The following is a 26074-nucleotide window of genomic DNA, read 5'->3' as shown; positions in this document are numbered from 1 at the left end:
TAAGAATGTCTGTTTTTCCACAAGGATTTTTATGGGGCGGCGCGCTTGCCGCCAACCAGAGTGAAGGCGCTTACCGTGAGGGCGGCAAAGGGCTGACGACGGTCGATATGATCCCCCACGGCGCGAACCGCCTGGCGGTGAAGCTCGGTAAGGAAAAGCGTTTTTCGCTGCGTGACGACGAATTCTACCCGAGCCACGAGGCGATTGATTTTTACCATCGCTATAAAGAGGACATCGCTCTGATGGCGGAGATGGGCTTTACGGTGTTCCGCACCTCGATCGCCTGGAGCCGCCTCTATCCGAATGGCGACGAGCCGCTGCCAAACAAAGAGGGCATTGCCTTTTACCGCGCGGTGTTCGAGGAGTGCAAAAAGTACAACATCGAGCCGCTGGTAACCCTCTGCCACTTCGACGTGCCAATGCACCTGGTGACGGAGTACGGCTCCTGGCGCAACCGCAAAATGGTGGATTTCTTTGCCCGCTACGCCCGCACCTGCTTCGAGGAGTTTAACGGGCTGGTGAAATACTGGCTGACCTTCAACGAAATCAACATCATGCTGCACAGCCCGTTCTCCGGCGCGGGGCTGGTGTTTGAGGAAGGCGAAAATGAAGACCAGGTGAAATACCAGGCCGCTCACCACGAGCTGGTGGCGAGCGCGCTGGCGACTAAAATTGCTCACGAGGTGAACCCGGAAAACCAGGTCGGCTGCATGCTGGCGGGCGGTAACTTCTACCCCTACTCCTGCAAGCCGGAAGACGTGTGGATGGCGCTGGAGAAAGACCGCGAGAACCTGTTCTTTATCGACGTGCAGGCGCGCGGCAGCTATCCGGCTTATTCTGCCCGCGTGTTCCGCGAAAAAGGCGTCGTGATTGTTAAAGACCCGGGCGATGACGAACTGCTGAAAAATACCGTCGATTTTGTCTCGTTCAGCTATTACGCCTCGCGCTGCGCCTCGGCGGATATGAACGCGAACAACACCAATGCGGCGAACATCGTTAAATCTCTGCGCAACCCGCACATTCAGGTGAGCGAATGGGGCTGGGGCATCGACCCGCTCGGCCTGCGCATCACCATGAACATGATGTACGACCGCTACCAGAAGCCGCTGTTCCTGGTGGAAAACGGCCTGGGGGCGAAAGATGTCGTTGATGAAAACGGCGAGATTAACGACGACTACCGCATCAGCTATCTGCGCGAGCATATCCGCGCGATGGGCGATGCGATTGAGGACGGCGTGCCGCTGATGGGTTACACCACCTGGGGCTGCATTGACCTTGTCTCGGCCTCAACCGGTGAGATGAGCAAGCGTTACGGGTTTGTGTACGTCGACCGCGACGACGCCGGGAACGGCACGCTGGAGCGGAAACGCAAGAAATCGTTCGGATGGTATAAGAAGGTGATTGCGAGTAACGGGGCGGATCTGGCGTAGCCTGTTTTGCCGGGTGGCGGCTTCGCCTTACCCGGCCTACAAAACCGTAGGCCCGGTAAGCGTAGCGCCACCGGGCGCTGCTCAGAGCTGAGAAAACCCTCCGTTCCCAACCCATCCCGCTAGCCGTGAATACACCACCTCCACCGCCTCCTTCACCGGCGGCGTCATCGGGTAATAAAACCCGACAATGTCCGGCTGAATCCCCAAAAAGAGCACCTCGCCCACGTCACCTTTGATCTGATCCACCAGGTAGTTCAGCGGCATATTGTGGGTGGTCATCATAAACATCTCGGCGATGTCGTCCGGGTCAATCAGGCGGATCTCGCCGGGGTTGAGTCCCATATCGGTGGCATCGACGATTAACAGCCTGTCCGGACGCAGCTCGCGAATGGCCACCACGTCGTTTTCCGGGGCGCTGCCGCCGTCAATCACCACCCAGTTGCCCTGCGGGTTCGAGGCGCACATCTCCGCCAGCAGCGGACCCGCGCCGTCGTCACCCATCATGCTGTTGCCGACACACAGTAAAACGTCAGTCACGTAATCTCCTCACCATCAGGTAGATGGCACTCTCCTGATGAATATCATGCAGCATACCGAGCAGCGTTTTGCTCCACGCCTGCTGCTCCGGGGTTTGTCTGCCGAGCGCCGCGTCAAAGGCGTTGGCGAGCATCGCAATGTGGTTCGCATCGATCACGATCTCACCGTACTTCGGCACGCCTTCCATTTTGCGCCGCGCCGTACTGCCCTCCTCCAGCGTGGCAATCCACGCCAGGTATTCCGGCCACGGGCAGCTCAGTGCGGCCTCCAGGCAGTCAATCACCCCGAGGTGATGCCCAATCGCCAGGCTGTAATAGACCACCTGCTGCGCCGCATCCGGCGTGGCATCGTTCTCATCAATAAACTTACGGCTCAGCTGGCTGAACACCACCGTTTCACTCATCGGATACGCGCCTCATCGACGATACTGTTCAGGTTCGCCACAATCTCATTGAGGCGCGGATCGTTTTCCGCCTCCAGCCAGCGTGCGACCTGATGCTCGCCCTGGCTCAGCAGGCGCAGATAGTCGTCAGCAATCTGACGGCCGTAGCGATAGCCCGCCAGCCTGCGCGCCGTGCGATCGACCTTCACCCGCAGCGGCTGCACCATGTCCGGGTGCAGAATGGCCGCAGCCTGGTTGTCGAGTTCGCCCGGCTCGCGGGCGTGGATTTTCTGCTCCAGCAGGCCGAGCGCCATCGCGAAGCCGTACAGCGTGGCGGCGGGCGTCGGCGGACAGCCCGGAATGTAGACGTCCACCGGCACGATTTTGTCGGTGCCGCCCCAGACGCAGTAGAGGTCGTGGAAGATGCCGCCGCTGTTGCCGCAGGCGCCGTACGAGATGCAGATTTTCGGGTCCGGCGCGGACTGCCAGGCGCGTAGCGCGGGCGAGCGCATGGCGCGGGTGACGGCCCCGGTGAACAGCAGGATGTCCGCATGACGCGGGGACGGCACCACTTTGATGCCGAAGCGCTCGGCGTCAAACAGCGGCGACAGCGTAGCGAAGATCTCAATCTCGCAGCCGTTGCAGCCTCCGCAGTCCACGCGGTAGACATAGGCCGAGCGTTTGATTTTTTTCAGCAGCGACGCCTTCATGCTGGCGATGGATTCGTCCACCGTCATCGGCACCGGAATGCCCTTAGCGTCGCGTGGGCCAAGTAAATTTTCCATCAGCTGGCCTCTCTCATGTGGCGGGTGATATCAATGCGGTCGGACGGCAGCAGGCACTTCTGTCGCTTGCACGCCGGGCAGGTTTCAAAGCTTTCACGGTGATGCTCCGCGCGGGCGTCGCCGTTGTGCTGCAGCAGCGCAATGGCGTAGTCGATCTCTTTCTGCACGGCGAACGGGCGCTGGCAGACGCGGCAGTGGCACAGGTCAAAGCGCGACTGCTGCAGGAAATCCTCTTTCTTCCACACCGCCAACTCGTACTCCTGCGACAGGCGGATGGCGACCGTCGGGCAGACCTCTTCGCAGCGGCCGCAGAAGATGCAGCGCCCGAGGTTAAACTGCCAGGCCAGCTCGCCGGTTTTGAGATCCGTTTCCACCGTTAAGGCGTTCGACGGACAGGCGTTGACGCAGGCCGCGCAGCCGATGCACTGCTGCGGGTTGTGTTCCGGCTTGCCGCGAAAGTTTTTGTCGACCGGCATCGGCTCCAGCGGATAGCGGCTGGTCTGCGTGCCGGTTTTGATCACTTTTTTGATAAAGGTAAACATGACGAATCCTTATTTCAGCGGCGAGTTCTTACGCTCGATGCTGTAGCGCTCAAGCTCTTTGTACGGCACCACCTGGCTTTTCTTCTTGCGCACGTCCACGACGGTCATGCGGTCGGTGCAGGAGTAGCACGGGTCGAGGCTGCCGATGATCAGCGGCGCATCAGACACGGTGTTACCGCGCAGCATGTAGCGCAAGGTTGGCCAGTTGGCGTAGGTCGCCGCACGGCAGCGCCAGCGGTAGAGCTTCTGGTTGTCGCCGGTCATGCTCCAGTGAATATCGTCCCCGCGCGGCGCTTCGGCAAACCCGAGGGCAAAGCGGTTTGGAATGTAGGTGAAGCCCTCCACCATCAGCGGGCCACCCGGCAGGTTGTCCAGACCAAAGTCGATCATATTCAGCGCGGTGAACACCTCGTTGATGCGCACCTTCAGGCGGGAGATGACGTCGCAGCCCTGCTCGCTGTGCACGGTCATCGGCAGCAGGCCGTAGCCGACGAACGGGTGATCGGCACGCGTGTCGCGGGCGTGGCCGCTGGCGCGCACCATCGGGCCGACGTTACTGAAATCGCGGGCAATCTCCGGATCGAGGCGGCCAATGCCGACGGTGCGCTGCTCGATGTTGGGCGTGCTGAGCAGCATGTCCACCAGCTCCTGCACGTCGCGGCGCATCTGCTGCGCCAGCTGGCGGGTCTGGATCATGTCATCCTTCAGCAGGTCGCGGCGGATCCCGCCGATCAGGTTCAGACCGTAGGTTTTGCGCGCCCCGGTGAGGATCTCCGCCATCTTCATCGACGCTTCACGCACGCGAAAGAACTGCATAAACCCGGAGTCAAAGCCGACGAAGTGGCAGGCCAGGCCGAGGTTCAGCAGGTGCGAGTGCAGGCGCTCCACCTCCAGCAGAATGGCGCGGATCATCTGCGCGCGTTCCGGCACCACGATCCCCATGCCGTTCTCTACCGAGGTGGTGTAGGCGGTGCTGTGGGCGAAGCCGCAGATGCCGCAGACGCGGTCAGAAAGAAACGTGACTTCGTTATATCCCATGCGGGTTTCCGCCAGCTTTTCCATGCCGCGGTGGACGTAGAACAGGCGGTAGTCGGCGTCGATAATGTTTTCGCCGTCGACGAACAGGCGGAAGTGGCCCGGCTCGTCGGAAGTGACGTGCAGCGGGCCGATCGGCACCACGTTATTTTTCTTGCTGCCCAGCTCGTTGATGAATTCGTAGGTTTCACTGTCGGTGGTCGGGGCCGGACGCTGGCGGTAGTCCATGCTGTCTTTGCGCAGCGGATAGAGTTCGTCCGGCCAGTCGTCCGGCAGCACCAGACGGCGTTCATCCGGCAGGCCAACCGGCACCAGACCATACATGTCGCGCACTTCACGCTCGCCCCAGACGGCAGCGGGCACGCGCGGCGTGACGGACGGGTATTCCGGTTTATTCGGGTCGACCTCGACGCGCACGGTGATCCAGCACTTCTCGCCCTGCTCCATCGACATCACGTAGTACACCGCGTAATTGCCGCACAGCTGGCGCTCGTCGTTACCGAACAGCACCGACAGCCAGCCGCCCTGCCGGTAGTAGAGAAACTCCACCACTTCCGGCAGATAGTTCACCTTTACGGTGACGGTGATCTGGTCTTTGGTTTGCCAGGACTCCTCCAGCACCACGCCGGGGAAAGCCTGATGCAATGCGGCGAGATACTGCTGACCTTTCTTTTCTTCAGACATAAACACTCTCTTTAATCACGCCACCAGCAAGGAGACGAACGCTAAAAATGCAAAACCAAAACCGGCCCAGGTAATGCGTGACGTTTCCACAAAACGCAGACGCGCCATGCTGTTTTCGAACAGGGCAATGACCAGCACGCCGACCAGCAGCTTGAGGGCGGCAACCACAACGGCCAGCAGCAGACCGCCCGCGGAGAAGTGCGTCATCTGCCCCCACGGGAAGAAGACGCCGACAAACATCTGCAGCACCACCAGCTGTTTAAGGCTGATGCCCCACTTCAGCACCGCAAAGCCGTAGCCGCTGTATTCGGTGAGCGGTCCTTCCTGCAGTTCCTGCTCGGCTTCGGCCAGATCGAACGGCAGCTTGCCCATCTCGATAAACGTGGCAAACGCGCAGGCGCACAGCGCCAGCACCAGCGGAAGGGAGCGGGCAACCGGCCAGTGGTACACGGTGTGGGTGATAAAGCTGATGTGCGTGGAACCCGCAACCTGCGCGGCGACCCACAGCCCCAGCAGCAGAATCGGCTCAACCAGCACGCCGAGCATCGCCTCGCGGCTGGCACCGATGCCGGTAAACGGGCTCCCGGTGTCGAGACCCGCAATCGCAAAGAAGAAGCGGGCGATGGCAAACAGGTAAATCAGCGTAATCAGATCCCCGAGCGCCGGCAGCGGCGAAGCCACCGTCACCACCGGCAGCGCGGTGGCGATGGTGAGCATCACGCCCACCATCACGAACGGCGTCAGGCGGAAGACCCAGCCTGCGGCATCCGGCGCCACGCTCTGGCGAGAAAGCAGCTTGAAGAGATCGCGATACTCCTGGAGCACGCCAGGCCCGCGACGGTTGTGCATCCGGGCGCGCACCACGCGCGTGATGCCCGACAGCAGCGGCGCGGCGGCAAACAGCACCAGCGCCTGAAGAATTGCCAGTAACAGACTCATGTCAGGCTCCTCGTGAAATCACAACGATCACCAGCACCGCCAGCTCGATAACCGCCAGACGGCGGAACAGCGCGGGTGCGGCAGCGCTCTGCCAGCCGGGTACCCAGCGCACCGGGTTCAGCCAGTGGCGCAGCTTCAGCACGGCGGCAAAGTTCTCTTTCACCGGCATAGCGAAACCGTGGGCGGTGATGACCATCGACTGTTCGTGTTCGTAGCCGCAGGCCCATGCTGCACCGCGCGAGCGGGAGGTGAGCCGGTCGCGTTTGAAGAACAGCATCAGTACCAGCGGCAGCAGTGGTGCGCCGATCAGCAGCAGCGCGATCATGGGCTGGGAAACGGTGGTGTTCGCCGCGGTCAGCGGCAGCGGAATGGCATTGCCCAGCAGCGGCAGCAGCCACGGTGCGGCGACGCCGCCCGCGATGCAGCACAGCGCCAGCGCGACCACGCTTACGCCCATCAGTAGCGGTGCGCAGCAGGCGTTCTCAGCCTCACGCGTACGCGGTGCGCCGAGGAAGGTCACGCCATAAACTTTCGCCATGCACATCACCGCCAGCGCACCGGTAATCGCCAGCCCGACCGCCAGCAACGGCCCCAGCAGACGGGCGATAAACGCCTCGCTCTGACCGAGGGCGAAGAAGGACTGATAGATCACCCACTCCCCGGCAAAGCCGTTCAGCGGCGGCAGCGCGGCCATCGCCATCAGCCCGACCAGCATCGCCAGTGAAATCACTGGCATCTTTTTGCCAATCCCACCGAGCTTTTCGATATCCCGATGGCCGGTGCGGAACCAGACGCTGCCCGCCCCGAGGAACAGGGTGCTTTTAAACAGGCTGTGGTTGATCAGGTGATAAAGACCGCCGATAAAACCGGCCGCAATCAGCGCCGGTTGATTCAGCGCCAGCCCGGTCACGCCCGCGCCAATGCCGAGCAGAATGATGCCGATATTCTCCAGAGTGTGGTACGCCAGAAGACGCTGGATATTGTGCTCCATCAGCGCGTACAGGCCGCCGACGAAGGCGGTGATCATGCCCGCAATCAGCAGCACCACGCCCCACCACAGCGGCGGTTGTCCGCCGGTCAGCGTAATCGCCAGGATCCCAAACAGACCGACCTTCATCACCACCACCGAAAACAGCGCGGCGGCGGGCGCGGAAGCATTCGCATGCGCCTGTGGCACCCAGCCGTGCAGCGGGATGATTCCGGCGAGCAGGCCAAAGCCGAGCACGCCCAGCAGCCAGACGTCATTCCCCATCGGATGCCCGTTAAGCGCAGCGAAGTCCAGCGTGCCGAAGCGCTGCCACACCAGCCAGCAGGCCAGCGCCAACAGCAGTGTCCCGAGGCGTCCCAGCGCAAACCACAATTTCCCGGAGGCGCTGCAGCCCGTCAGGAACACGCCGCAGAGCGCCATGATCTCCGCCATCACCACCAGCGCGCCGAGGTTGCTGGCGGTAACGGTACAGACCGCCGTCGCCATCAGCAGGTTCACCAGCAGGCCGTTGGCTTTAGCGTGCGGGTGGCGATGCCACTCGATATTGAACAGGCTGATAAACAGCCCGCACAGGCCAAACGTCACCAGCCAGAGGGCGTTCAGCGGCGTAATCTCAACGGTGTGGCGAACCAGCGGTATGAGGGTGTCAACGGATTGTCCGCCGAGCAGAACAACGCCGCCTGCCGCCAGCGTCAACAGGCTACCTGCCGCCCCGCCGATCCCGGCAATTCCACCGCTCAGGGTTTTATGGAAGGAGAAGATCGGCGCCAGAATAGCTGCGGCAATAAAACAGGCTACCGCGCCGGTAATCATCATGGCCGCGTTCATTTCGCCCCCTCGTTAAGCGCCTGTAGCAGAGAAAGGTCGCCAAAATCACTGTTGATGGTCAGCTCGCGCTTGCGCTTGCTGGTACGGGCAATGTCGCGAATGTTAACCAGAATCAGCGCTTTCGTCGGACAGGTCCGTACGCAGGCCGGGCCCTGTTCATCGAAGCTGCACAGGTCGCACTTCACCGCCACGGCACGGATGCCGGGCACCCAGTCCAGCAGCGTGCTGACGCGTGCAGGCGCCGGCGGCGCGGGCGGGGCTTTAGGCGAGTTGGCATTGGCCGGAATATGCAGCGGGCGGCTGCCGGAAAATTCAATCGCGCCGAACGGGCAGGCAATGCCGCACAGCTTGCAGCTTACGCACAGGCTTTCGTTCAGCTGGACAGCGCCATCCACGCGGGTGATGGCATTTACAGGACAGACGCCCGCGCACGGGGCATCTTCACAGTGATGGCAGAGCTGCGGGGCAGACTCTTTTTCATTGCGCATGACGTGCAGGCGCGGCATGGACTGCAGCCCATGCAGGCGATGCGTTTCCGAACACGCCGCCTCACAGGTTCGACAGCCAATGCAGACCGTCGAGTCAGCAATTACAAAACGGTTCACCGGGTTATCCTCTGGTGATAGTCATTTTTGTCGAAAAGCTGTCTTGTCGACACTTCTCGACACGCATGGGTCAGGCCACGTTCGCTGAGGCATTTCCATCCATCAGCTGCTTCAGGTTGACCGGAAGATCGTGCTCAACGGCGGCGTACAGGCCGTTATAAACCGGCGCGATTTTTTCCAGATAGTGCTCCAGCACCTGCTGGCGATCGCGGTTGCTGACGTGGCCGTCCACCATGCCGTCGGCCATCAGCTGCGCCTTCGCAATACACTGTTTTTCGCCGTCTTTTGTCTCGAGGTGATACTCAATGGTGTGGCTGTTGAAGTTATCCGCCAGGGTCACGTTGATGGTGAAATGGCCGAAGAGGACAAAGCGCATATCCCCCTGCGCCGCGCAGCTCATCGCGTGGTGAAGACGCGCTTTCGACAAGGTAATGCCCTGAACCAGCGAGTTGCAGTAAAGGTGCCACTGGTCCTGTAACTGTTGATGACGCTGCGCGATGTAATCTGCTTTTTCGCTGATTTCCCAAATAGTCATAGAAGGTATCCGTTTAATGGAGATAGCGGCTGTTAAGCAGATTCCATGCCAGTTTTTATTTTGCTGATTTTAAAGGGATTAAACCGAAAAACCGCTGTCATCACCGCGGTGTCGACGTGTCATTTCGACAGCGTTGACATCGTCACGCCTTAACAAAAATCAAGCTGGCACTGTTATTGCATTACCGGGGCAATTCATTGAGGAGGCGTCATGCACGAAATCACCCTCTGCCAGCGGGCTCTGGAACTTATCGAACAGCAGGCAGTGCAAAACCACGCGAAGCGCGTCACCGGCGTCTGGCTGAAGGTCGGAGCGTTTTCCTGCGTCGAGACCAGCGCCCTGACCTTCTGTTTTGAGCTGGTCTGCCGCGGCACGCTGGCGGAAGGCTGCGAACTGCATATTGAAGAACAGCAGGCGGAGTGCTGGTGCGAGCAGTGTCAGCAGTACGTCACCCTGCTGTCATCGAAGGTACAGCGCTGTCCGCAGTGTCAGAGCGGCGGTCTGCGCATCGTGGCGGATGACGGCATGCAGATCCAACGCCTCGAAATCGAGAAGGAGTAAAGTATGTGTAGTACCTGCGGTTGCGCCGAAGGCAACCTGTATATAGAAGGGGATGAACACCGCCCCCACTCCGCGTTTCGCTCCGCGCCCTTTTCACCCGCCCCACGCCCTGCGGCAGCCCTGACCGGCATTACCTTTGCGCCGCAACGCTCCGATGCGGGCGACCTGCATTACGGCCACGGCGAAGCAGGCACCCACGCGCCGGGCATGAGCCAGCGCCAGATGCTGGAGGTGGAAATCAACGTGCTGGACAAAAATAACCAGCTCGCCGCCCGCAACCGCGCCCGCTTTGCCACCCGCAAACAGCTGGTGCTGAACCTGGTCTCCAGCCCCGGTTCTGGTAAAACCACGCTGCTGACCGAAACGCTCAAGCGCCTGAACGGGCGTGTCTCCTGTGCAGTGATCGAAGGCGACCAGCAAACCGTTAACGACGCGGCGCGCATTCGCGAAACCGGCACCCCGGCGATTCAGGTCAACACCGGCAAAGGCTGCCACCTGGATGCGCAGATGATTGCCGACGCCGCCCCGCGCCTGCCGCTGGCGGATAACGGCATCCTGTTTATTGAAAACGTTGGCAACCTCGTCTGCCCGGCGAGCTTCGACCTCGGCGAACGACACAAGGTGGCGGTGCTTTCAGTGACCGAAGGCGAAGACAAGCCGCTGAAGTACCCGCACATGTTTGCCGCCGCGTCCGTCATGCTGCTGAACAAAGTCGACCTGCTGCCGTACCTGAATTTCGACGTGGATAAGTGCCTGGCGTATGCCCGCGAGGTGAACCCGGAAATTGAGATCCTGCTGGTCTCCGCCACGCGCGGCGACGGCATGGACGGCTGGCTACACTGGCTGGAGAGCGAACGATGTGCATAGGCGTACCGGGACAAATTCACGCCATCGACGGTAATCAGGCCAAAGTCGAGGTTTGCGGCATCCTGCGCGACGTCGACCTGACGCTGGTGGGCAGCAGCGATGAAACGGGCACCTCGCGTCTCGGACAGTGGGTGCTGGTTCACGTGGGGTTCGCCATGAGCGTGATTAACGAAGCGGAAGCCCGCGACACGCTCGACGCCCTGCAAAATATGTTCGACGTGGAGCCTGACGTGGGCGCGCTGCTGTACGGCGAGGAGCGGTAATCATGCGTTACGTTGATGAATACCGCGCGCCGGAGCAGGTGCTGCAGCTTATCGGCCACCTGAAAACGCGCGCAGCGCGGCTGGACTACACGAAAGAAAGGCCGCTGCGGATCATGGAGGTGTGCGGCGGGCACACGCACGCGATCTTCAAATTTGGCCTCGACCAGCTGCTGCCGGAAAACATTGAGTTTATCCACGGCCCCGGCTGCCCGGTCTGCGTGCTGCCGATGGGGCGCATCGACAGCTGTATTGAAATTGCCAGCCAGCCCGACGTCATTTTCTGCACCTTTGGCGACGCGATGCGCGTGCCGGGGAAAAATGGTTCGCTGCTACAGGCGAAAGCGCGCGGCGCAGACATCCGGATTGTCTATTCGCCGATGGATGCCCTGACGCTGGCAGCGGATAACCCCGGGCGCAAGGTGGTGTTCTTTGGCCTGGGGTTTGAAACCACCATGCCCGCCACCGCCATCACGCTGCAGCAGGCGAAAGCGCGCGGCGTCGATAACTTTTTCTTCTTCTGCCAGCACATTACGCTCATCCCCACCCTGCGCAGCCTGCTGGAAGAGCCAGGCAACGGCATTGACGCCTTTCTGGCACCGGGCCACGTCAGCATGGTGATTGGCACAGACGCCTACGGTTTTATCGCTGAACAGTACAATCGTCCGTTAGTGGTGGCTGGTTTCGAACCACTTGATCTACTGCAAGGTGTCACCATGCTGGTTGAGCAGAAAATAGCGGCCCTGAGTACCGTGGAAAATCAGTACCGCCGCGTGGTGCCGGATGCGGGAAATGAACGAGCGCAGCAGGCGATAGCCGACGTGTTTAGCGTTGAGGGCGACAGCGAATGGCGCGGCCTGGGACTGATTGCTGAATCCGGCGTGTGCCTGACGCCAGCCTATCGCGCGTTCGACGCCGAAGCGCATTTCCGCCCGCAGCCGCAGCAGGTTTGCGACGATCCCCGGGCACGCTGTGGCGAGGTGCTCACCGGCAAATGCAAACCGCATCAGTGTCCGTTATTTGGCAATACCTGTAACCCGCAAACGGCCTTTGGCGCGCTGATGGTCTCCTCCGAAGGGGCGTGTGCCGCGTGGTATCAGTATCGCAACCAGGAGAGTGAAGCATGAATACGGTTGAAATGGCGCACGGCAGCGGCGGACAGGCGATGCAGCAGCTGATTAACCGGCTGTTTATGGAAGCCTTTAACAACCCCTGGCTCGCCGAACAGGAAGACCAGGCGCGCATTGACCTCGCCACCCTCACCGCCCAGGGCGACAGACTGGCCTTCTCCACCGACAGCTACGTCATTGATCCGCTGTTCTTCCCGGGCGGCGATATCGGCAAGCTCGCCGTCTGCGGCACGGCGAACGACGTCGCCGTCAGCGGCGCCCTCCCGCGCTACCTCTCCTGCGGGTTTATCCTTGAAGAGGGATTACCGATGGAGACGCTCACGGCCGTGGTCAACAGCATGGCGCAGACCGCGCGCGAGGCGGGGATAGCTATCGTCACCGGCGACACCAAAGTGGTGCAGCGCGGCGCGGCCGACAAGCTGTTTATCAACACCGCCGGCATGGGGGCGATCCCCGCCGATATTCACTGGGGTGCGCAGCGCCTCAGCGCGGGCGACGTGCTGATCGTGACCGGCACGCTGGGCTGCCACGGGGCGACCATCCTGAACCTGCGCGAGGGCCTGGGGCTGGACGGCGAACTGCGCAGCGACTGCGCGGTACTCACCCCGCTGATTCAGACGCTGCGCGGTATTCCCGGCGTGAAGGCCCTGCGAGATGCCACGCGAGGCGGTGTCAACGCCGTGGTCCATGAGTTTGCGGCAAGCTGCGGATGCGGGATTGAACTCACCGAGCGCAGCCTGCCCGTTAAGCCCGCCGTTCGTGGGCTTTGCGAACTGTTGGGGCTGGATCCGCTCAACTTTGCAAACGAAGGCAAGCTGGTGATTGGCGTGGAACGGGCCGCGGCACAAGCCGTTCTTGAACAGCTGCAGGCTCATCCGTCAGGAAAAGAGGCGGCGATAATTGGTGAAGTGGTTGAGCGCAAAGGGGTGCGCCTGACCGGACTTTATGGCGTGAAGCGCACGCTGGATCTGCCTCACGCTGAACCCTTACCCCGTATTTGCTAGGCCGCGCCACAAGCGGCCAGCATGGATTTTTTGCTCGTTTCTACTGGAAAGCACTATGCCGTATACACCGATGAGCGATCTTGGACAGCAGGGCCTGTTTGACATTACGCGCACACTTTTACAGCAGCCCGATCTCGGTGCGCTGAGCGATGCCCTGACGCGGCAGGTCAGGCAGTCGGCGCTGGCCGACAGCGCCGCGATTGTACTGTGGCATAGCGGAACGCACCGCGCGAGCTACTACTCAACGCGTGACAATGGCAAAACGTTTGAATACGAAGACGAAACGTATCTCGCGCATGGCCCGGTGCGCCGCATTCTCTCCCGACCTGAAGTGCTGCACTGTAACTTTGAGGAGTTCCGGCAGGCATGGCCGCGGCTCGCGGAGAGTAACCTCTATCAGCCGTTCGGGCATTACTGCATGCTGCCGCTGGCAGCAGAGGGTCAGATTTTTGGCGGCTGCGAGTTTATCCGCACGACCGACCAGCCCTGGAGCGAGGCGGAATACGAACGCCTGCACACCTTTACCCAGATTGTGGCCGTCGTCGCGGAGCAGATCCAAAGCCGCGTGACCAATAATGTAGATTACGACCTGCTGAGCCGCGAACGCGACAACTTCCGCATTCTGGTCGCCATCACCAACGCCGTACTGTCACGGCTCGATATGGACGAACTGGTCAGCGAAGTGTCGAAAGAGATCCATCACTATTTCAAAATTGATGCCATCAGCATCGCGCTTCGCGGCCATCGCAAGGGCAAGCTGAATATCTACTCTACGCATTATCTCGATGAAGCCAACCCGGCACACGAGCAGAGTGAAGTGGATGAAGCGGGGACCCTTTCGGAGCGGGTCTTCAAAAGCAAAGAGATCCTCCTGATCAACCTCAACGAACAGGATCCGGTCGCGCCGTACGAGCGGATGCTGTTTAACACCTGGGGTAACAAAATTCAGACCCTGTGCCTGTTGCCGCTGATGTCCGGCAACACCATGCTGGGCGTGCTTAAGCTGGCGCAGTGCGAGGAAGGCGTCTTTACCACCGCCAACCTGAAGCTGCTGCGTCAGATCGCCGAGCGTATTTCCATCGCCCTGGATAACGCCCTCGCCTATCAGGAAATTCATCGTCTGAAGGAGCGGCTGGTGGATGAGAACCTGGCCCTGACCGAACAGCTCAACAACGTGGACAGCGAGTTTGGTGAAATCATCGGACGTAGCGACGCCATGTACAACGTGCTCAAGCAGGTTGAGATGGTGGCGCAAAGCGACAGCACGGTACTGATTCTGGGCGAAACCGGTACGGGTAAAGAGCTGATTGCTCGCGCCATCCACAACCTGAGCAACCGCAACAGCCGTCGGATGGTGAAGATGAACTGCGCCGCGATGCCCGCAGGGCTGCTGGAAAGCGACCTGTTCGGCCACGAACGGGGCGCCTTTACCGGGGCAAGCAGCCAGCGGCTGGGCCGGTTTGAGCTGGCAGACAAAAGCTCGCTGTTCCTCGACGAAGTGGGCGATATGCCGCTGGAGCTACAGCCGAAACTGCTGCGCGTCCTGCAGGAGCAAGAGTTTGAACGTCTTGGCAGCAACAAGCTTATCCAGACTGACGTGCGGCTGATTGCCGCGACCAACCGCGACCTGAAAAAGATGGTCGCCGACCGCGAGTTCCGCAGCGATCTCTACTATCGCCTGAACGTCTTCCCGATCTTCCTGCCGCCGCTGCGCGAGCGCCCGGAAGATATTCCCCTGCTGGTCAAAGCGTTTACCGCCAAGATCGCGCGTCGGATGGGTAGAAATATCGACAGCATTCCTGCCGAGACGTTACGTACCCTTTCCTCGATGGAGTGGCCCGGCAACGTGCGCGAGCTGGAAAACGTCATCGAGCGTGCGGTGCTGCTGACGCGCGGAAATGTCCTGCAGCTCTCACTGCCTGAAGTGACGCTGCCTGACGTGAGCGTGCCCGCCGCCGAGACAGCGAAAGAGGGAGAAGATGAATATCAGCTCATTATGCGCGTACTCAAAGAGACCAACGGCGTGGTCGCCGGGCCGAAAGGTGCCGCCCAGCGTTTAGGGTTAAAACGTACTACCCTGCTGTCGCGCATGAAACGTCTCGGGATCGATAAAGAGAGCCTGGTTTAAGCCCCCCAATCCGGCGGTGTTGCTCTGACACCGCCTTTCGTTACCCTGCGCAATTGTCCCTCATTGACACAAAATCGTTTCCTCTGTATAAAATTCCGCCTTCATAATGAGTTTCATTTGCATCAATAATAATATTAATCAAGGGTAGCGTTTCATGAAGAAGGTCATCTGCGCGTTAGGCCTGGCGGTTGCGTCGGTCAGTTCTGCTCTGGCAACCACATATCCTCTGACCATTGAAAACTGTGGCTATAAAGAGACATTCACCAAAGCGCCGGAACGCGTCGTGGCCCTGGGTCAGAATACCGTCGAAATCTTGCTCCTGCTGGGGCTGGAAGATAAGGTGAAGGCAAGCGCCTTCTGGCCGACGAAAGTGTTGCCGCAGCTCGCGGAACAGAACGCAAAAATCAAAACCCTGACGGTTGAAATCCCTACCCTTGAATCCGTGCTTGCGCAAAATCCCGACTTTGTCCCCGCCCAAACGCCGCTGTTGCTGGGGCCGGAAAGCAAGGTCGCAAAACGCGACGATCTGATGACCCTGGGCGTGAACAGCTACGTGTCCCCGGGCATGTGCGCGACCAAAAAAGCCACGGGCGATATGTACGGCAGCCGCCAGAAACTGTGGGATATGACGTATCTCTATCAGGAGATTGAGGATTTCGCCAAAATCTTTAACGTTGAAGACCGCGGTCAGGCCGTGATTGCCGATTTCAAAAAACGTGAGGCCGACCTGCGTAAGGAATTCGGCAAGAACAAAAAAGACCTCTCGTTTGTCTTCTGGTTCTCCAGCTCATCCCCCTCTGCGGACGCCTACGTAGGCGGTAAAAATAGCCCCTCCGGGTTTATTGCGAGCCTGATGGGCGGGCATAACGCCATCACCTCCGAAACCGAATGGCCAACCGTGGGTTGGGAGAGCATTATTGCCGCCAATCCGGATGTGATTGTGGTCTCCAGCCTGGACCGCAACCGCTGGGCGCTGGATAACGCGGAAGAAAAAATCAAATTCCTGAAGAGCGATCCGGCCGTCAGCCAGCTGGACGCCGTGAAAAAAGGCCACATCGTGGTGATGGACGGCCAGGCCATGAACCCGACGATTCGCACGATTTACGGGGCTGAGCAGGTCGGCGAACAGCTCAGAAAGCTGGGGCTGAACTGATGACAATCGCCGTTCTTCAGGCCCGGCAGAGCCTGATTCTGACGACCTCGGCTTTGCTCGCCCTGGTACTGCTATTTCTGGTGATCGCCCTGAGCGTCAGCGTCGGCGAGCTGTCCATCCCGCTGGATAACGTGTTTTACGCCATCAGCAATAAAATGGGGCTCACCGAGGTTCCGCTCACTCGCATCTATGAAAGCGTCATCTGGGACTTTCGCCTGAGCCGCGCGCTGGTGGCGGCCTGCTGCGGCGCGGGGCTGGCCATCTGCGGTGCCGTATTGCAGAGTTTGCTGAAGAACGCGCTGGCGGAACCCTACGTGCTCGGCGTGTCCGCGGGTGCGTCGACCGGGGCGGTTTCTGTTGTCGTATTGGGGATCGGCACCGGTGCGGTCTCCCTTTCTGCCGGTGCCTTCGCCGGGGCATTCGCCGCGTTTGCGTTTGTCGCGTTTCTGACGAACGGCGCGCGCGGCGGGAATGAACGTACTATTCTGGCAGGCGTCGCCGCCTCGCAGCTTTTCAACGCCATTACCGCCTACACCATCAGCACCTCCGCCAGCGCCCAGCAGGCGCGCGACGTGATGTTCTGGCTGCTGGGCAGCTTCAGCGGCGTACGCTGGCCTGAATTCCAGCTGGCACTGGTCGTGGTGCTGATTGGGTTAGCCATTTGCCTCTACTATTCCCGGGCGCTGGATGCCTTTACGTTCGGTGACGACGCCGCCGCGTCGCTGGGCATTGCCGTTCCCTGGGTGCGCCTGGCGCTCTTTACCACCACCGCGCTGATTACCGCAACCATCGTCAGCATGGCGGGGTCAATCGGCTTTGTCGGGCTGGTGGTGCCGCACGTGATGCGTTTCCTGTTCGGGCCGCTGCACCGCACGCTGCTGATTGCCAGCGCGCTGGCAGGCGCGATCCTGATGGTGCTGGCAGACATTGCCTCACGCATGCTGATTGCACCGCAAAGCCTGCCCGTCGGCGTGGTCACCGCGCTGGTTGGCGTCCCCTTCTTTGCCGTGATTATCTACCGTTCAAGGAATAAGTGATGAGCATCTGCGCGGAAAATATTACCTGGAAGGTCGGCAAAAAAGTCATCGTTAATGACGTCTCGCTGAAGGTGTCACGGGGCGAAACGGTAGGACTGCTTGGCCCTAACGGCTGCGGTAAATCCTCTCTTTTACGTATCCTCGCGGGGCTGCGTCGCCCGGATGCTGGCAGCGTCACCCTGGACGGACAGGACATTACCCGCATCGCCAAAAAACAGCTTGCCCGCCGGGTCGCCTTCGTGGAACAGCACGGCATGACTGACGCCAATATGCGCGTGCGCGACGTGGTGAAACTTGGACGTATTCCGCACCACTCCGCCTTTTCCAACTGGAGCACGCACGATGACGAAACCGTCACCGCCGCTCTGCAGCGCGTGGATATGCTGGATAAAAGCGACCAGGGCTGGCTGAGCCTCTCCGGCGGCGAGCGTCAGCGCGTCCACATTGCCCGCGCGCTGGCCCAGACCCCGACGGAAATCCTGCTGGATGAACCGACCAACCACCTGGACATTCATCATCAGATGCAGCTGATGCAGTTGATCAGTGAATTACCGGTCACCAGCATTGTCGCCATCCACGATCTCAACCACGCCTCGATGTTCTGCGACTCGCTGATTGTGATGCAGAAAGGGCACATTGTGGCGACGGGAACACCTCAGGACATCCTGTCCGAGTCGCTGCTCTGGGACGTCTTCCGGGTCAAAACCAAAATTGAGATCTCACCGTTCCATGGCAAAAAGCACATTCACTTTATCGTTTAGGGGCGAGTGAACAACGATGCCCCTTCGCCCTGCCACCACGCTCTGGCCGCCCGTCTTACTGGGTAGCCAGTTTGTTTTTAACATCGGCTTTTACGCCGTTGTTCCCTTCCTGGCGATATTCCTGCGCGACGACATGCTGCTCTCCGGCGGGCTGATCGGGCTGATCCTCGGCCTGCGCACCTTCTCTCAGCAGGGGATGTTTATCGTCGGCGGTGCGCTCTCGGACAGGTTTGGCGCGAAAGTCGTTATCCTGAGCGGCTGTATTGTTCGCGTTGCGGGGTATCTGCTGCTGGCGTTCGGAGGATCGCTGTGGCCGATTATTCTGGGCGCGTGTCTGACAGGCGTGGGCGGCGCGCTGTTTTCTCCGTCGATTGAAGCATTGCTGGCGAAAGCGGGCACGCACAGCGAGGCGAAAGGTAAACGAAGCCGGGCGGAGTGGTTCGCGCTCTTTGCGGTCTGCGGGGAACTCGGTGCGGTACTGGGCCCGGTTGCCGGCGCCCTGCTCACCGGCCTGGGCTTTCGCCAGGTGGCGCTGGCGGGCGCAGGGGTCTTTATCGTTGCGCTGGTGGTGCTCTACTTTTGCCTGCCCGCGTCACGCCACGCCTCGCGGACGCTGAAGCTCGTTCCCTGGTGGACGACGTTCCGCCAGCCCCGCTTTGTCGCCTTTATCATTGCCTATAGCTCGTGGCTTTTGAGCTATAACCAGCTCTATCTGGCGCTGCCGGTAGAGATCCAGCGTTCCGGCGGTAACGAGAAAGATCTCGGCCCGCTTTTTATGCTGGCCTCTGTCCTGATCGTGGCGTTACAGCTGCCGCTGGCGCGTTTCGCCCGGCGCGTGGGCGCGGTGAGGATCCTGCCGGTGGGCTTTTTGCTGCTCTCCGCCGCCTTTGCAAGCGTGGCAATGTTTGCGTCGACGGCACCGCCAGAGGGCTGGCTGCGCCTGCTGCCGTCGGTCTGTTTCGTGACGCTGTTGACGCTGGGGCAGATGCTGCTGGTACCCTCGGCAAAGGATCTGATCCCAAGGTTTGCCGAAGAGTCCACGCTGGGGGCGCACTATGGCGCACTCGCCACCGCTGGCGGAGTCGCGGTCCTGACGGGGAATTTGCTGTTTGGCAGTCTGTTGGATCGCGCCCTGGTGCCCTCCACGCAGGCGATGCTCCCCTGGCTGCTGCTGGCCCTCTTCCCGCTCTGCAGCGCGCTGGCCATGAACGTGATTTGCCGCCCGCTCAGAAGCTGAACCGGTCACTTTTTCGGACGATGCTTTTCCGGCAGTTCCGGTACGGGACGACGATCATCCATCAGATGACGGACGGTCAGAATGGGGTGACGCCAGAGCATTCGCGGGCCTGCCCAGCGCATAATTTGCTTCATCTCTTCGCGTTTGGCAGGCTGGTAGCAGTGGACCGGACACTGTTTACAGGCGGGCTTTTCCTCCCCGAAAACGCATTTATCCAGGCGCTTATCGGCATAGGCATTTAGCGCCTGATAGTGCCCCTCTTCCGCAGAGGCCTGAGGACACTGCTTCTGATACAGCGCGATCATTTTCGCGATGGTCTCTTTTTCGCGTGAAATTCGTTTACTGGACATAGCGACTTACCGAACAATAAAGTGCAAAAATAATACACCTTTCAATGCAGAATTTCAGTTTTTGCATGCGGTTTTCTGAAGCCTGATTCCAGTTTTAGCCCTGCACCGCCCGACAATCACTGGTATTTTATACAGGCATCAGTAATGACTTTTATCCGTGTTGTCGGGAGACCCTATGCAAGAACTCGCTATCAACAAACCCTATCGCCATTTAACCGTGGGATATTTCAGAAAGCGCCATGAAGACCGCAATACCAAGATACCGAAGCGCTACAGCGTGCATGCGGCGCTGAGCTTAAAAGGAGACTGGCTTGAACAGGCAGGGTTTACCACCCACTCCCGGGTTCGCGTAGGCGTTGAGCATGGAAAAATAGTCATTGAGTTAATGTCGGAAGATGCCTCGTAAAGCGACGACATTTTTCTGCGCCGTACCTTTTTTTCATGCGACAATAGAAGGAACAAACGGCCACTGAGCCGCTCAAAACGGTTTATATTCAAAGAAATGGACATCATAACTCCATGAGCACACTCGACAATTTCGACGCACATACGCCGATGATGCAGCAGTATCTGAAGCTGAAGGCACAGCATCCGGAAATCCTGCTGTTTTACCGTATGGGCGATTTTTACGAGCTGTTTTATGACGATGCTAAGCGTGCATCGCAGCTGCTCGACATCTCGCTGACCAAACGTGGCGCATCGGCAGGTGAGCCCATCCCGATGGCAGGCATTCCGCACCACGCGGTAGAAAACTACCTGGCGAAACTGGTGAATCAGGGTGAATCTGTCGCCATCTGCGAACAGATCGGCGACCCCGCGACCTCAAAAGGTCCGGTGGAACGCAAAGTCGTGCGCATCGTCACGCCAGGTACCATCAGTGATGAAGCCCTGCTTCAGGAGCGCCAGGATAACCTGCTGGCCGCGCTCTGGCAGGACGGCAAAGGGTTTGGCTACGCGACGCTGGACATCAGCTCCGGGCGTTTTCGTCTGAGTGAACCGGCCGATCGTGAAACGATGGCAGCCGAACTGCAGCGCACCAACCCGGCAGAATTGCTCTACGCCGAAGATTTCGCCGAAATGGCGCTGATTGAAGGTCGTCGCGGGTTGCGCCGCCGTCCGCTGTGGGAATTCGAAATTGATACAGCGCGCCAGCAGCTGAATCTGCAGTTTGGCACCCGCGATCTGATTGGCTTTGGCGTTGAAAATGCCCCGCGCGGTCTGTGCGCGGCCGGTTGCCTCCTGCAGTACGTGAAAGATACCCAGCGCACTGCCCTGCCGCACATTCGCTCTATCACCATGGAGCGCCAGCAGGACAGCATCATCATGGATGCCGCCACGCGCCGTAACCTGGAGATCACGCAGAACCTGGCGGGCGGTGTAGAAAATACGCTTGCGTCGGTCCTGGACAGTACGGTCACGCCAATGGGCAGCCGTATGCTGAAACGCTGGCTGCATATGCCGATTCGCGATACCGCAACGCTGGTTTGCCGTCAGCAGACGATTGCCGCCCTGCAGGATCGGTATACCGAGCTGCAGCCTGTCCTGCGCCAGGTGGGGGATCTGGAACGTATCCTGGCCCGTCTGGCGCTGCGCACGGCGCGACCGCGCGACCTCGCGCGGATGCGTCATGCTTTCCAGCAGTTACCGGAACTCCGTGCGCAGCTGAGCGACGTTGACAGCGCGCCGGTACAGAAACTCCGCGAAACCATGGGTGAATTTACCGAACTCCGCGAGCTGCTTGAACGCGCCATTATTGATGCGCCTCCGGTTCTCGTGCGTGATGGCGGCGTGATTGCTCCGGGCTACAACGAGGAACTGGACGAATGGCGCGCGCTGGCCGACGGCGCGACAGACTACCTTGATAAGCTGGAGATCCGCGAGCGCGAGCGTCTTGGGCTCGACACCCTGAAAGTGGGTTATAACGCGGTTCACGGTTACTACATTCAAATCAGCCGCGGGCAGAGCCACCTGGCGCCGATTCACTACGTGCGCCGCCAGACGTTGAAAAACGCTGAACGCTATATCATTCCCGAGCTGAAAGAGTACGAAGACAAAGTCCTCACCTCGAAAGGGAAAGCGCTGGCGCTGGAAAAACAGCTCTATGAAGAGCTGTTCGACATGCTGATGCCGCACCTGGCCGACCTGCAGCTGAGCGCCAGCGCGCTGGCGGAACTGGACGTGCTGGTGAACCTGGCAGAGCGCGCGGAAACGCTGAACTACACCTGCCCGACCTTTACCGACAAGCCCGGCATTCGTATTACCGAAGGCCGTCATCCGGTGGTCGAGCAGGTGCTGAACGAACCGTTCATCGCCAACCCGCTGAGCCTGTCGCCGCAGCGAAGAATGCTGATCATTACCGGCCCGAACATGGGCGGTAAGAGTACCTATATGCGTCAGACGGCGCTGATTGCCCTGCTTGCCTATATCGGCAGCTACGTTCCGGCGCAAAACGTGGAGATTGGCCCCATCGACCGTATCTTTACCCGCGTCGGGGCTGCGGACGATCTGGCGAGTGGTCGCTCAACCTTCATGGTTGAAATGACTGAAACGGCTAACATTCTGCATAACGCGACGGAGCACAGCCTGGTGCTGATGGACGAAGTCGGACGCGGAACATCAACCTATGACGGTTTGTCGCTGGCATGGGCCTGTGCGGAAAGCCTCGCGAATAAAATCAAGGCCATGACGCTGTTCGCCACCCACTACTTCGAGCTGACGCAGCTGCCGGAGAAAATGGAAGGGGTGGCTAACGTCCACCTTGATGCGCTGGAGCACGGCGACACCATCGCCTTCATGCACACGGTGCAGGATGGCGCGGCAAGCAAGAGCTATGGTCTGGCCGTTGCGGCGCTGGCCGGTGTACCGAAAGAGGTGATCAAACGCGCGCGTCAGAAACTGCGTGAACTGGAAAGCCTGTCACCGAATGCGGCGGCGACGCAGATTGACGGTACGCAGATGTCGCTGCTGGTACCGGCGGAAGAGACATCGCCTGCCGTGGAAGCGCTGGAAAACCTCGATCCGGATTCGCTGACGCCGCGTCAGGCGCTGGAGTGGATTTATCGTTTGAAGAGTCTGGTTTAGTTTTCTGCGATCTTTGCCCGGTGGCGCTGCGCTTACCGGGCCTACGGTTTTTGTAGGCCGGGTAAGGCGAAGCCGCCACCCGGCAAAACAGACCGCACGATGTTATCGCCCGGTAAGCGCAACGCCACCGGGCTTTTTTACAGCAGCGGCGGGATTGTCGGCACCTGCGGCGCCTCATCGATATCCTTCTGCGTCATGCGGAACGCTTCCGGGTAATGTTCGCGGCTGGTACGACGCAACGGTTCGGTATCGCGCCAGGTATACAGACAATGCTGGCACTGATAAACGGTCCAGACCCCTTTCACCGGCGACGTCGCCATCACTTCAATATGCTCATCGGCACAACGTGGACAAATCATCTTTTCCTCCTTATTGGCGTGCAGCCAGCATCGCGGTCAGTTTTTCAGCCCAGGCTTTGGTTTCAGGGAGATCCTGTACCGGCTGGCTATAGTGGCCCCGGGTATCCGGTGCGACAGGCGTGGTGGCATCGATAATCAGTTTGTCGGTAATACCCGCCGGGCTGGATCCAGGATCCAGTTCCAGCACCGACATATTCGGCAACTGCACCAGATCGCCTGCCGGGTTAACCTTCGACGACAGTGCCCACATCACCTGCGGGAGGTTGAACGGGTCGACATCCTCATCCACCATGATCACCATCTTCACGTAGCCCAGGCCGTGTGGTGTGGTCATGGCGCGCAAGCCAACCGCGCGGGCAAAACCGCCGTAACGCTTTTTGGTGGAGATAATCGCCAGCAGGCCGTGGGTGTACATCGCGTTCACCGCCTGCACTTCCGGGAACTCCGCTTTCAGCTGCTGGTAGAGCGGCACGCAGGTGGCTGGCCCCATCAGATAATCAATCTCGGTCCACGGCATACCGAGATAAAGGGATTCGAAAATCGGTTTGGTGCGGTAAGAAACTTTGTCGATACGCACAACCGTCATGTTACGGCCACCGGAGTAGTGCCCGGTAAACTCGCCAAACGGACCTTCAATTTCGCGCTTGCGGCCTTCAATCACCCCTTCCAGGATCACTTCAGAACCCCACGGCACGTCGAAGCCGGTCAGCGGCGCGGTGGCAATCGGATATGGGCTTTCACGCAGCGCGCCGGCCATTTCATACTCTGACTGATCGTATTTCAGCGGCGTCGCGCCCATCAGGGTAATGATCGGATCGTTGCCGAGGGTAATGGCAATCGGCAGGTCTTCGCCGCGCTCTTCGGCTTTGTGCAGATGCAGAGCGATATCGTGCATCGGTACCGGCTGCAGGCCGAGCTTGCGCTTGCCCTTCACTTCCATGCGGTAGATGCCGACGTTCTGCTTGCCGAAGTTATCCGGGTCAAGCGGATCGCGCGAGACGACGCACGCTTTATCGAGATAGAAACCCCCGTCGCCGTCGTTCAGACGGAACAGCGGCAGAATATCGAACAGGTTAATGTCTTCACCGTCCACCGTATTCTGCGCCCAGGCCGGATTGGCGCGGCGCTCTGGCGCAATCGGGAATTTATCCCAGCGGCGAATAAACTCGTCGATCTGCTTTTTCACCGGCGTGTTCGCAGGCAGCCCCATCGAGATGGCATGGTTCTGCCAGGAGCCGATGGTGTTCATCACCACGCGGGCATCGGTAAACCCGCGAATGTTGTCGAACCACAGCGCGGGCGCGCCGTCACCGATGCGGCCGGTCGCGTTGGCTGCCGCCGCCAGATCCGGCTCGGCGTTTACCTCTTCCTCAATTTTCAACAGTTGCCCTTGCTCATCGAGCGCCTGCAGGAAGCTTCTCAAATCATCAAATGCCATCTTTATTTTCCTGTGAAAAATGTTTCGCCTCCCGCAACCCGTTCCAGCGACGCGCCTTTTTATGCTCCAGGCCAAACTGGTCGAGCACGCGGGTCACAATATGCTGGGTAATGTCATCGGCGGTTTGCGGGTGGTTGTAATACGCAGGCATAGGCGGCACCATCGCCACACCCATGCGGGAGAGCGCAAGCATATTCTCCAGATGAATGGTGCTGAGCGGCGTTTCACGGGGCACCAGCACCAGCTTGCGCCCCTCTTTCAGCACCACATCCGCCGCACGGCCCACCAGCCCTTCGGCATAGCCCGCGCGGATCCCGGCCAGCGTTTTCATGCTGCAGGGAATGACGATCATGCCGTCGGTACGAAATGAACCGGAGGAGATGGTGGCGGCCTGGTCAGCCGGGCTGTGGACGACGTCAGCCAGCGCAGCAACGTCCTGCGCGGTGTAAGGGGTTTCCAGTTCAATGGTGGTTTTTGCCCACTTCGACATCACCAGATGCGTCTCTACTTCCGGCATTTCCCGCAGCGCCTGCAGCAGCGCCACGCCCAGCGGAGCACCCGTTGCTCCCGTCATTCCCACGATTAATCTCATTCAGCACCTCAATTAATTTGTTCGTACACGAACATTATGAGTAAACTACTCCCGGATCGATTTCCTGACAAGATTGTTCGCATACGATCACACGAATTGCTAAAAAATGCCGCGTTAAAATCTAAAGCAAGAGCGGCTATCATAGAGGGAGATTTTTTCCGTCGGAGTGTTCATGGAACTAAGACAAGAGGCGTTCCACCTGTTACGTCAGCTTTTTCAACAGCATACCGCCCAGTGGCAACATGCATTACCGGAGCTGACCAAGCCGCAGTATGCGGTGATGCGCTCTATTGCCGAGCATCCAGGCATCGAACAGGTGGCATTAACTGAAGTCGCGGTCAGCACGAAAGCGACCCTGGCGGAAATGCTCAGCCGCATGGAGGCGCGCGGGCTGGTCAAACGCGAGCACGACCCTGCGGATAAGCGCCGTCGCTTTGTCTTCCTCACGCCAGAAGGTGAGGCCCTGCTTGCAGACTGTAAGCCGGTAGGCAATGAGGTTGATGAGGCCTTTTTAGGCCGTCTAAACAAGGCCGAGCGGGAGCAGTTCTCGGCTCTCATCAAAAAGATGATGCACGATTAATTCACGCTGGTGCGCATAAAATCGATAAAGGTGCGCACTTTCGCTGACACATGCCGGGCATCAGGATAGACCGCATAGATGCCCTGCCGCGCAAAAGTATACCCCGGTAAAACCGTCACCAGCGTTCCCGCATCAAGCGCATCGCGCAACAGCCATTCCGGCAGTAACGCCACGCCACCGCCTGCGAGCGCAAAAGCCATTAGCGCCTGAGCGCTGTCGGCAAACAAACGCGGCGCTTTTTTTATC

At 59.7% G+C, this 26074-nt stretch carries 28 protein-coding genes; 14 read left to right on the top strand and 14 right to left on the bottom strand.

The features are described from left to right. Positions 1-5 precede the first annotated feature (5 nt). Positions 6-1430 carry a 6-phospho-beta-glucosidase gene (locus LJA86_RS17160; RefSeq protein ID WP_028014207.1) on the top strand — a complete coding sequence of 475 codons (1425 nt, stop codon included), beginning with the start codon at positions 6-8 and terminating at the stop codon, positions 1428-1430. A gap of 81 nt (positions 1431-1511) precedes the next feature. On the opposite strand, the gene hycI is transcribed toward LJA86_RS17160, so the two are convergent. From hycI to hycA, 9 genes are all read right to left on the bottom strand, one after another. Next, positions 1512-1967, bottom strand: coding sequence for a hydrogenase maturation peptidase HycI (gene hycI / locus LJA86_RS17155; RefSeq protein ID WP_229226477.1), 456 nt, complete (start codon positions 1965-1967; stop codon positions 1512-1514). Further along, complete coding sequence (locus LJA86_RS17150) at positions 1960-2370, bottom strand: formate hydrogenlyase maturation HycH family protein (RefSeq protein ID WP_023294422.1); 411 nt, start codon at positions 2368-2370, stop codon at positions 1960-1962. Before LJA86_RS17150 ends, hycI begins: the two co-directional genes overlap by 8 nt. After that, positions 2367-3134, bottom strand: coding sequence for an NADH-quinone oxidoreductase subunit B family protein (locus tag LJA86_RS17145; protein ID WP_126544856.1), 768 nt, complete (start codon positions 3132-3134; stop codon positions 2367-2369). The genes LJA86_RS17150 and LJA86_RS17145 overlap by 4 nt, the downstream gene beginning before the upstream one ends. Then, complete coding sequence (locus tag LJA86_RS17140) at positions 3134-3676, bottom strand: formate hydrogenlyase complex iron-sulfur subunit (protein WP_008499573.1); 543 nt, start codon at positions 3674-3676, stop codon at positions 3134-3136. Before LJA86_RS17140 ends, LJA86_RS17145 begins: the two co-directional genes overlap by 1 nt. A 9-nt stretch (positions 3677-3685) precedes the next feature. Further along, positions 3686-5395 carry a formate hydrogenlyase subunit HycE gene (gene hycE / locus LJA86_RS17135; protein ID WP_045908505.1) on the bottom strand — a complete coding sequence of 570 codons (1710 nt, stop codon included), beginning with the start codon at positions 5393-5395 and terminating at the stop codon, positions 3686-3688. A 15-nt stretch (positions 5396-5410) separates the two neighbouring features. Continuing rightward, on the bottom strand, positions 5411-6334 hold the full coding sequence (locus LJA86_RS17130; protein ID WP_111967750.1) for a respiratory chain complex I subunit 1 family protein: 924 nt from the start codon (positions 6332-6334) through the stop codon (positions 5411-5413). A gap of 1 nt (position 6335) precedes the next feature. Next, positions 6336-8150, bottom strand: coding sequence for a formate hydrogenlyase subunit 3 (hycC, locus tag LJA86_RS17125; protein WP_229226476.1), 1815 nt, complete (start codon positions 8148-8150; stop codon positions 6336-6338). Further along, positions 8147-8755, bottom strand: a complete 609-nt coding sequence (locus tag LJA86_RS17120; protein ID WP_023308971.1) for a 4Fe-4S dicluster domain-containing protein — start codon at positions 8753-8755, stop codon at positions 8147-8149. Before LJA86_RS17120 ends, hycC begins: the two co-directional genes overlap by 4 nt. 70 nt (positions 8756-8825) lie before the next feature. Further along, on the bottom strand, positions 8826-9290 hold the full coding sequence (hycA, locus tag LJA86_RS17115; protein WP_029739532.1) for a formate hydrogenlyase regulator HycA: 465 nt from the start codon (positions 9288-9290) through the stop codon (positions 8826-8828). A 210-nt stretch (positions 9291-9500) separates the two neighbouring features. Here hycA and hypA point away from each other — a divergent pair, with 210 nt between their 5' ends. The 10 genes from hypA to LJA86_RS17065 all read left to right on the top strand — a co-directional run bounded on the left by hypA (position 9501) and on the right by LJA86_RS17065 (position 19428). Then, complete coding sequence (gene hypA, locus LJA86_RS17110) at positions 9501-9851, top strand: hydrogenase maturation nickel metallochaperone HypA (protein WP_039265546.1); 351 nt, start codon at positions 9501-9503, stop codon at positions 9849-9851. Between the two features lie 3 nt (positions 9852-9854). After that, complete coding sequence (hypB, locus tag LJA86_RS17105; protein WP_126325643.1) at positions 9855-10718, top strand: hydrogenase nickel incorporation protein HypB; 864 nt, start codon at positions 9855-9857, stop codon at positions 10716-10718. Beyond that, entirely contained in the window at positions 10709-10981 is a 273-nt protein-coding gene (locus LJA86_RS17100) for a HypC/HybG/HupF family hydrogenase formation chaperone (protein ID WP_167213731.1), read from the top strand. The genes hypB and LJA86_RS17100 overlap by 10 nt, the downstream gene beginning before the upstream one ends. Positions 10982-10983: 2 nt before the next feature. Continuing rightward, positions 10984-12105, top strand: a complete 1122-nt coding sequence (gene hypD / locus LJA86_RS17095; protein ID WP_229226475.1) for a hydrogenase formation protein HypD — start codon at positions 10984-10986, stop codon at positions 12103-12105. Continuing rightward, positions 12102-13112, top strand: a complete 1011-nt coding sequence (gene hypE, locus LJA86_RS17090) for a hydrogenase expression/formation protein HypE (protein WP_229226474.1) — start codon at positions 12102-12104, stop codon at positions 13110-13112. Before hypD ends, hypE begins: the two co-directional genes overlap by 4 nt. 55 nt (positions 13113-13167) lie before the next feature. Continuing rightward, on the top strand, positions 13168-15240 hold the full coding sequence (gene flhA / locus LJA86_RS17085) for a formate hydrogenlyase transcriptional activator FlhA (RefSeq protein ID WP_229226473.1): 2073 nt from the start codon (positions 13168-13170) through the stop codon (positions 15238-15240). Between the two features lie 154 nt (positions 15241-15394). Then, on the top strand, positions 15395-16393 hold the full coding sequence (locus LJA86_RS17080) for an ABC transporter substrate-binding protein (protein WP_048029226.1): 999 nt from the start codon (positions 15395-15397) through the stop codon (positions 16391-16393). After that, on the top strand, positions 16393-17430 hold the full coding sequence (locus LJA86_RS17075) for a FecCD family ABC transporter permease (protein WP_229226472.1): 1038 nt from the start codon (positions 16393-16395) through the stop codon (positions 17428-17430). Before LJA86_RS17080 ends, LJA86_RS17075 begins: the two co-directional genes overlap by 1 nt. Next, entirely contained in the window at positions 17430-18191 is a 762-nt protein-coding gene (locus LJA86_RS17070) for an ABC transporter ATP-binding protein (protein WP_111967757.1), read from the top strand. Before LJA86_RS17075 ends, LJA86_RS17070 begins: the two co-directional genes overlap by 1 nt. A gap of 16 nt (positions 18192-18207) precedes the next feature. Further along, on the top strand, positions 18208-19428 hold the full coding sequence (locus tag LJA86_RS17065) for an MDR family MFS transporter (RefSeq protein ID WP_063622358.1): 1221 nt from the start codon (positions 18208-18210) through the stop codon (positions 19426-19428). Positions 19429-19433: 5 nt separating this feature from the next. On the opposite strand, the gene LJA86_RS17060 is transcribed toward LJA86_RS17065, so the two are convergent. Continuing rightward, on the bottom strand, positions 19434-19778 hold the full coding sequence (locus tag LJA86_RS17060) for a nitrous oxide-stimulated promoter family protein (protein WP_229226471.1): 345 nt from the start codon (positions 19776-19778) through the stop codon (positions 19434-19436). A gap of 175 nt (positions 19779-19953) precedes the next feature. On the opposite strand from LJA86_RS17060, the gene LJA86_RS17055 reads away from it, so the two are divergent. Continuing rightward, positions 19954-20184 carry a SymE family type I addiction module toxin gene (locus tag LJA86_RS17055; RefSeq protein ID WP_045908493.1) on the top strand — a complete coding sequence of 77 codons (231 nt, stop codon included), beginning with the start codon at positions 19954-19956 and terminating at the stop codon, positions 20182-20184. 113 nt (positions 20185-20297) lie between these two features. Further along, positions 20298-22859 carry a DNA mismatch repair protein MutS gene (gene mutS / locus LJA86_RS17050; RefSeq protein ID WP_023616757.1) on the top strand — a complete coding sequence of 854 codons (2562 nt, stop codon included), beginning with the start codon at positions 20298-20300 and terminating at the stop codon, positions 22857-22859. Between the two features lie 137 nt (positions 22860-22996). On the opposite strand, the gene LJA86_RS17045 is transcribed toward mutS, so the two are convergent. Genes LJA86_RS17045 through LJA86_RS17035 form a run of 3 tightly spaced genes read right to left on the bottom strand, consistent with a single transcriptional unit; the run spans position 22997 to position 25248 of the window. After that, positions 22997-23218 carry a non-oxidative hydroxyarylic acid decarboxylases subunit D gene (locus LJA86_RS17045; protein ID WP_003862116.1) on the bottom strand — a complete coding sequence of 74 codons (222 nt, stop codon included), beginning with the start codon at positions 23216-23218 and terminating at the stop codon, positions 22997-22999. A gap of 10 nt (positions 23219-23228) precedes the next feature. Further along, positions 23229-24656 (bottom strand): non-oxidative hydroxyarylic acid decarboxylases subunit C, encoded by a 1428-nt coding sequence (locus tag LJA86_RS17040; protein ID WP_008499594.1) that lies wholly within the window; start codon positions 24654-24656, stop codon positions 23229-23231. Beyond that, positions 24646-25248, bottom strand: coding sequence for a non-oxidative hydroxyarylic acid decarboxylases subunit B (locus LJA86_RS17035; RefSeq protein ID WP_008499595.1), 603 nt, complete (start codon positions 25246-25248; stop codon positions 24646-24648). Before LJA86_RS17035 ends, LJA86_RS17040 begins: the two co-directional genes overlap by 11 nt. 172 nt (positions 25249-25420) lie before the next feature. On the opposite strand from LJA86_RS17035, the gene LJA86_RS17030 reads away from it, so the two are divergent. Further along, positions 25421-25828 carry a MarR family winged helix-turn-helix transcriptional regulator gene (locus LJA86_RS17030; protein WP_023294441.1) on the top strand — a complete coding sequence of 136 codons (408 nt, stop codon included), beginning with the start codon at positions 25421-25423 and terminating at the stop codon, positions 25826-25828. On the opposite strand, the gene LJA86_RS17025 is transcribed toward LJA86_RS17030, so the two are convergent. Next, positions 25825-26074: LysR substrate-binding domain-containing protein (locus LJA86_RS17025; protein WP_229226470.1), on the bottom strand; the 250-nt coding region annotated here is incomplete at its 5' end. The genes LJA86_RS17030 and LJA86_RS17025 overlap by 4 nt on opposite strands.

The organism is Enterobacter sp. TCD1-1 (genome assembly GCF_020567405.1).
In the GTDB taxonomy this organism is placed as follows: Bacteria; Pseudomonadota; Gammaproteobacteria; order Enterobacterales; family Enterobacteriaceae; genus Enterobacter; species Enterobacter quasiroggenkampii.
The sequence above is the reverse complement of the archived record's forward strand: the minus strand, read 5'-3'. Positions and strand labels throughout refer to the sequence as shown.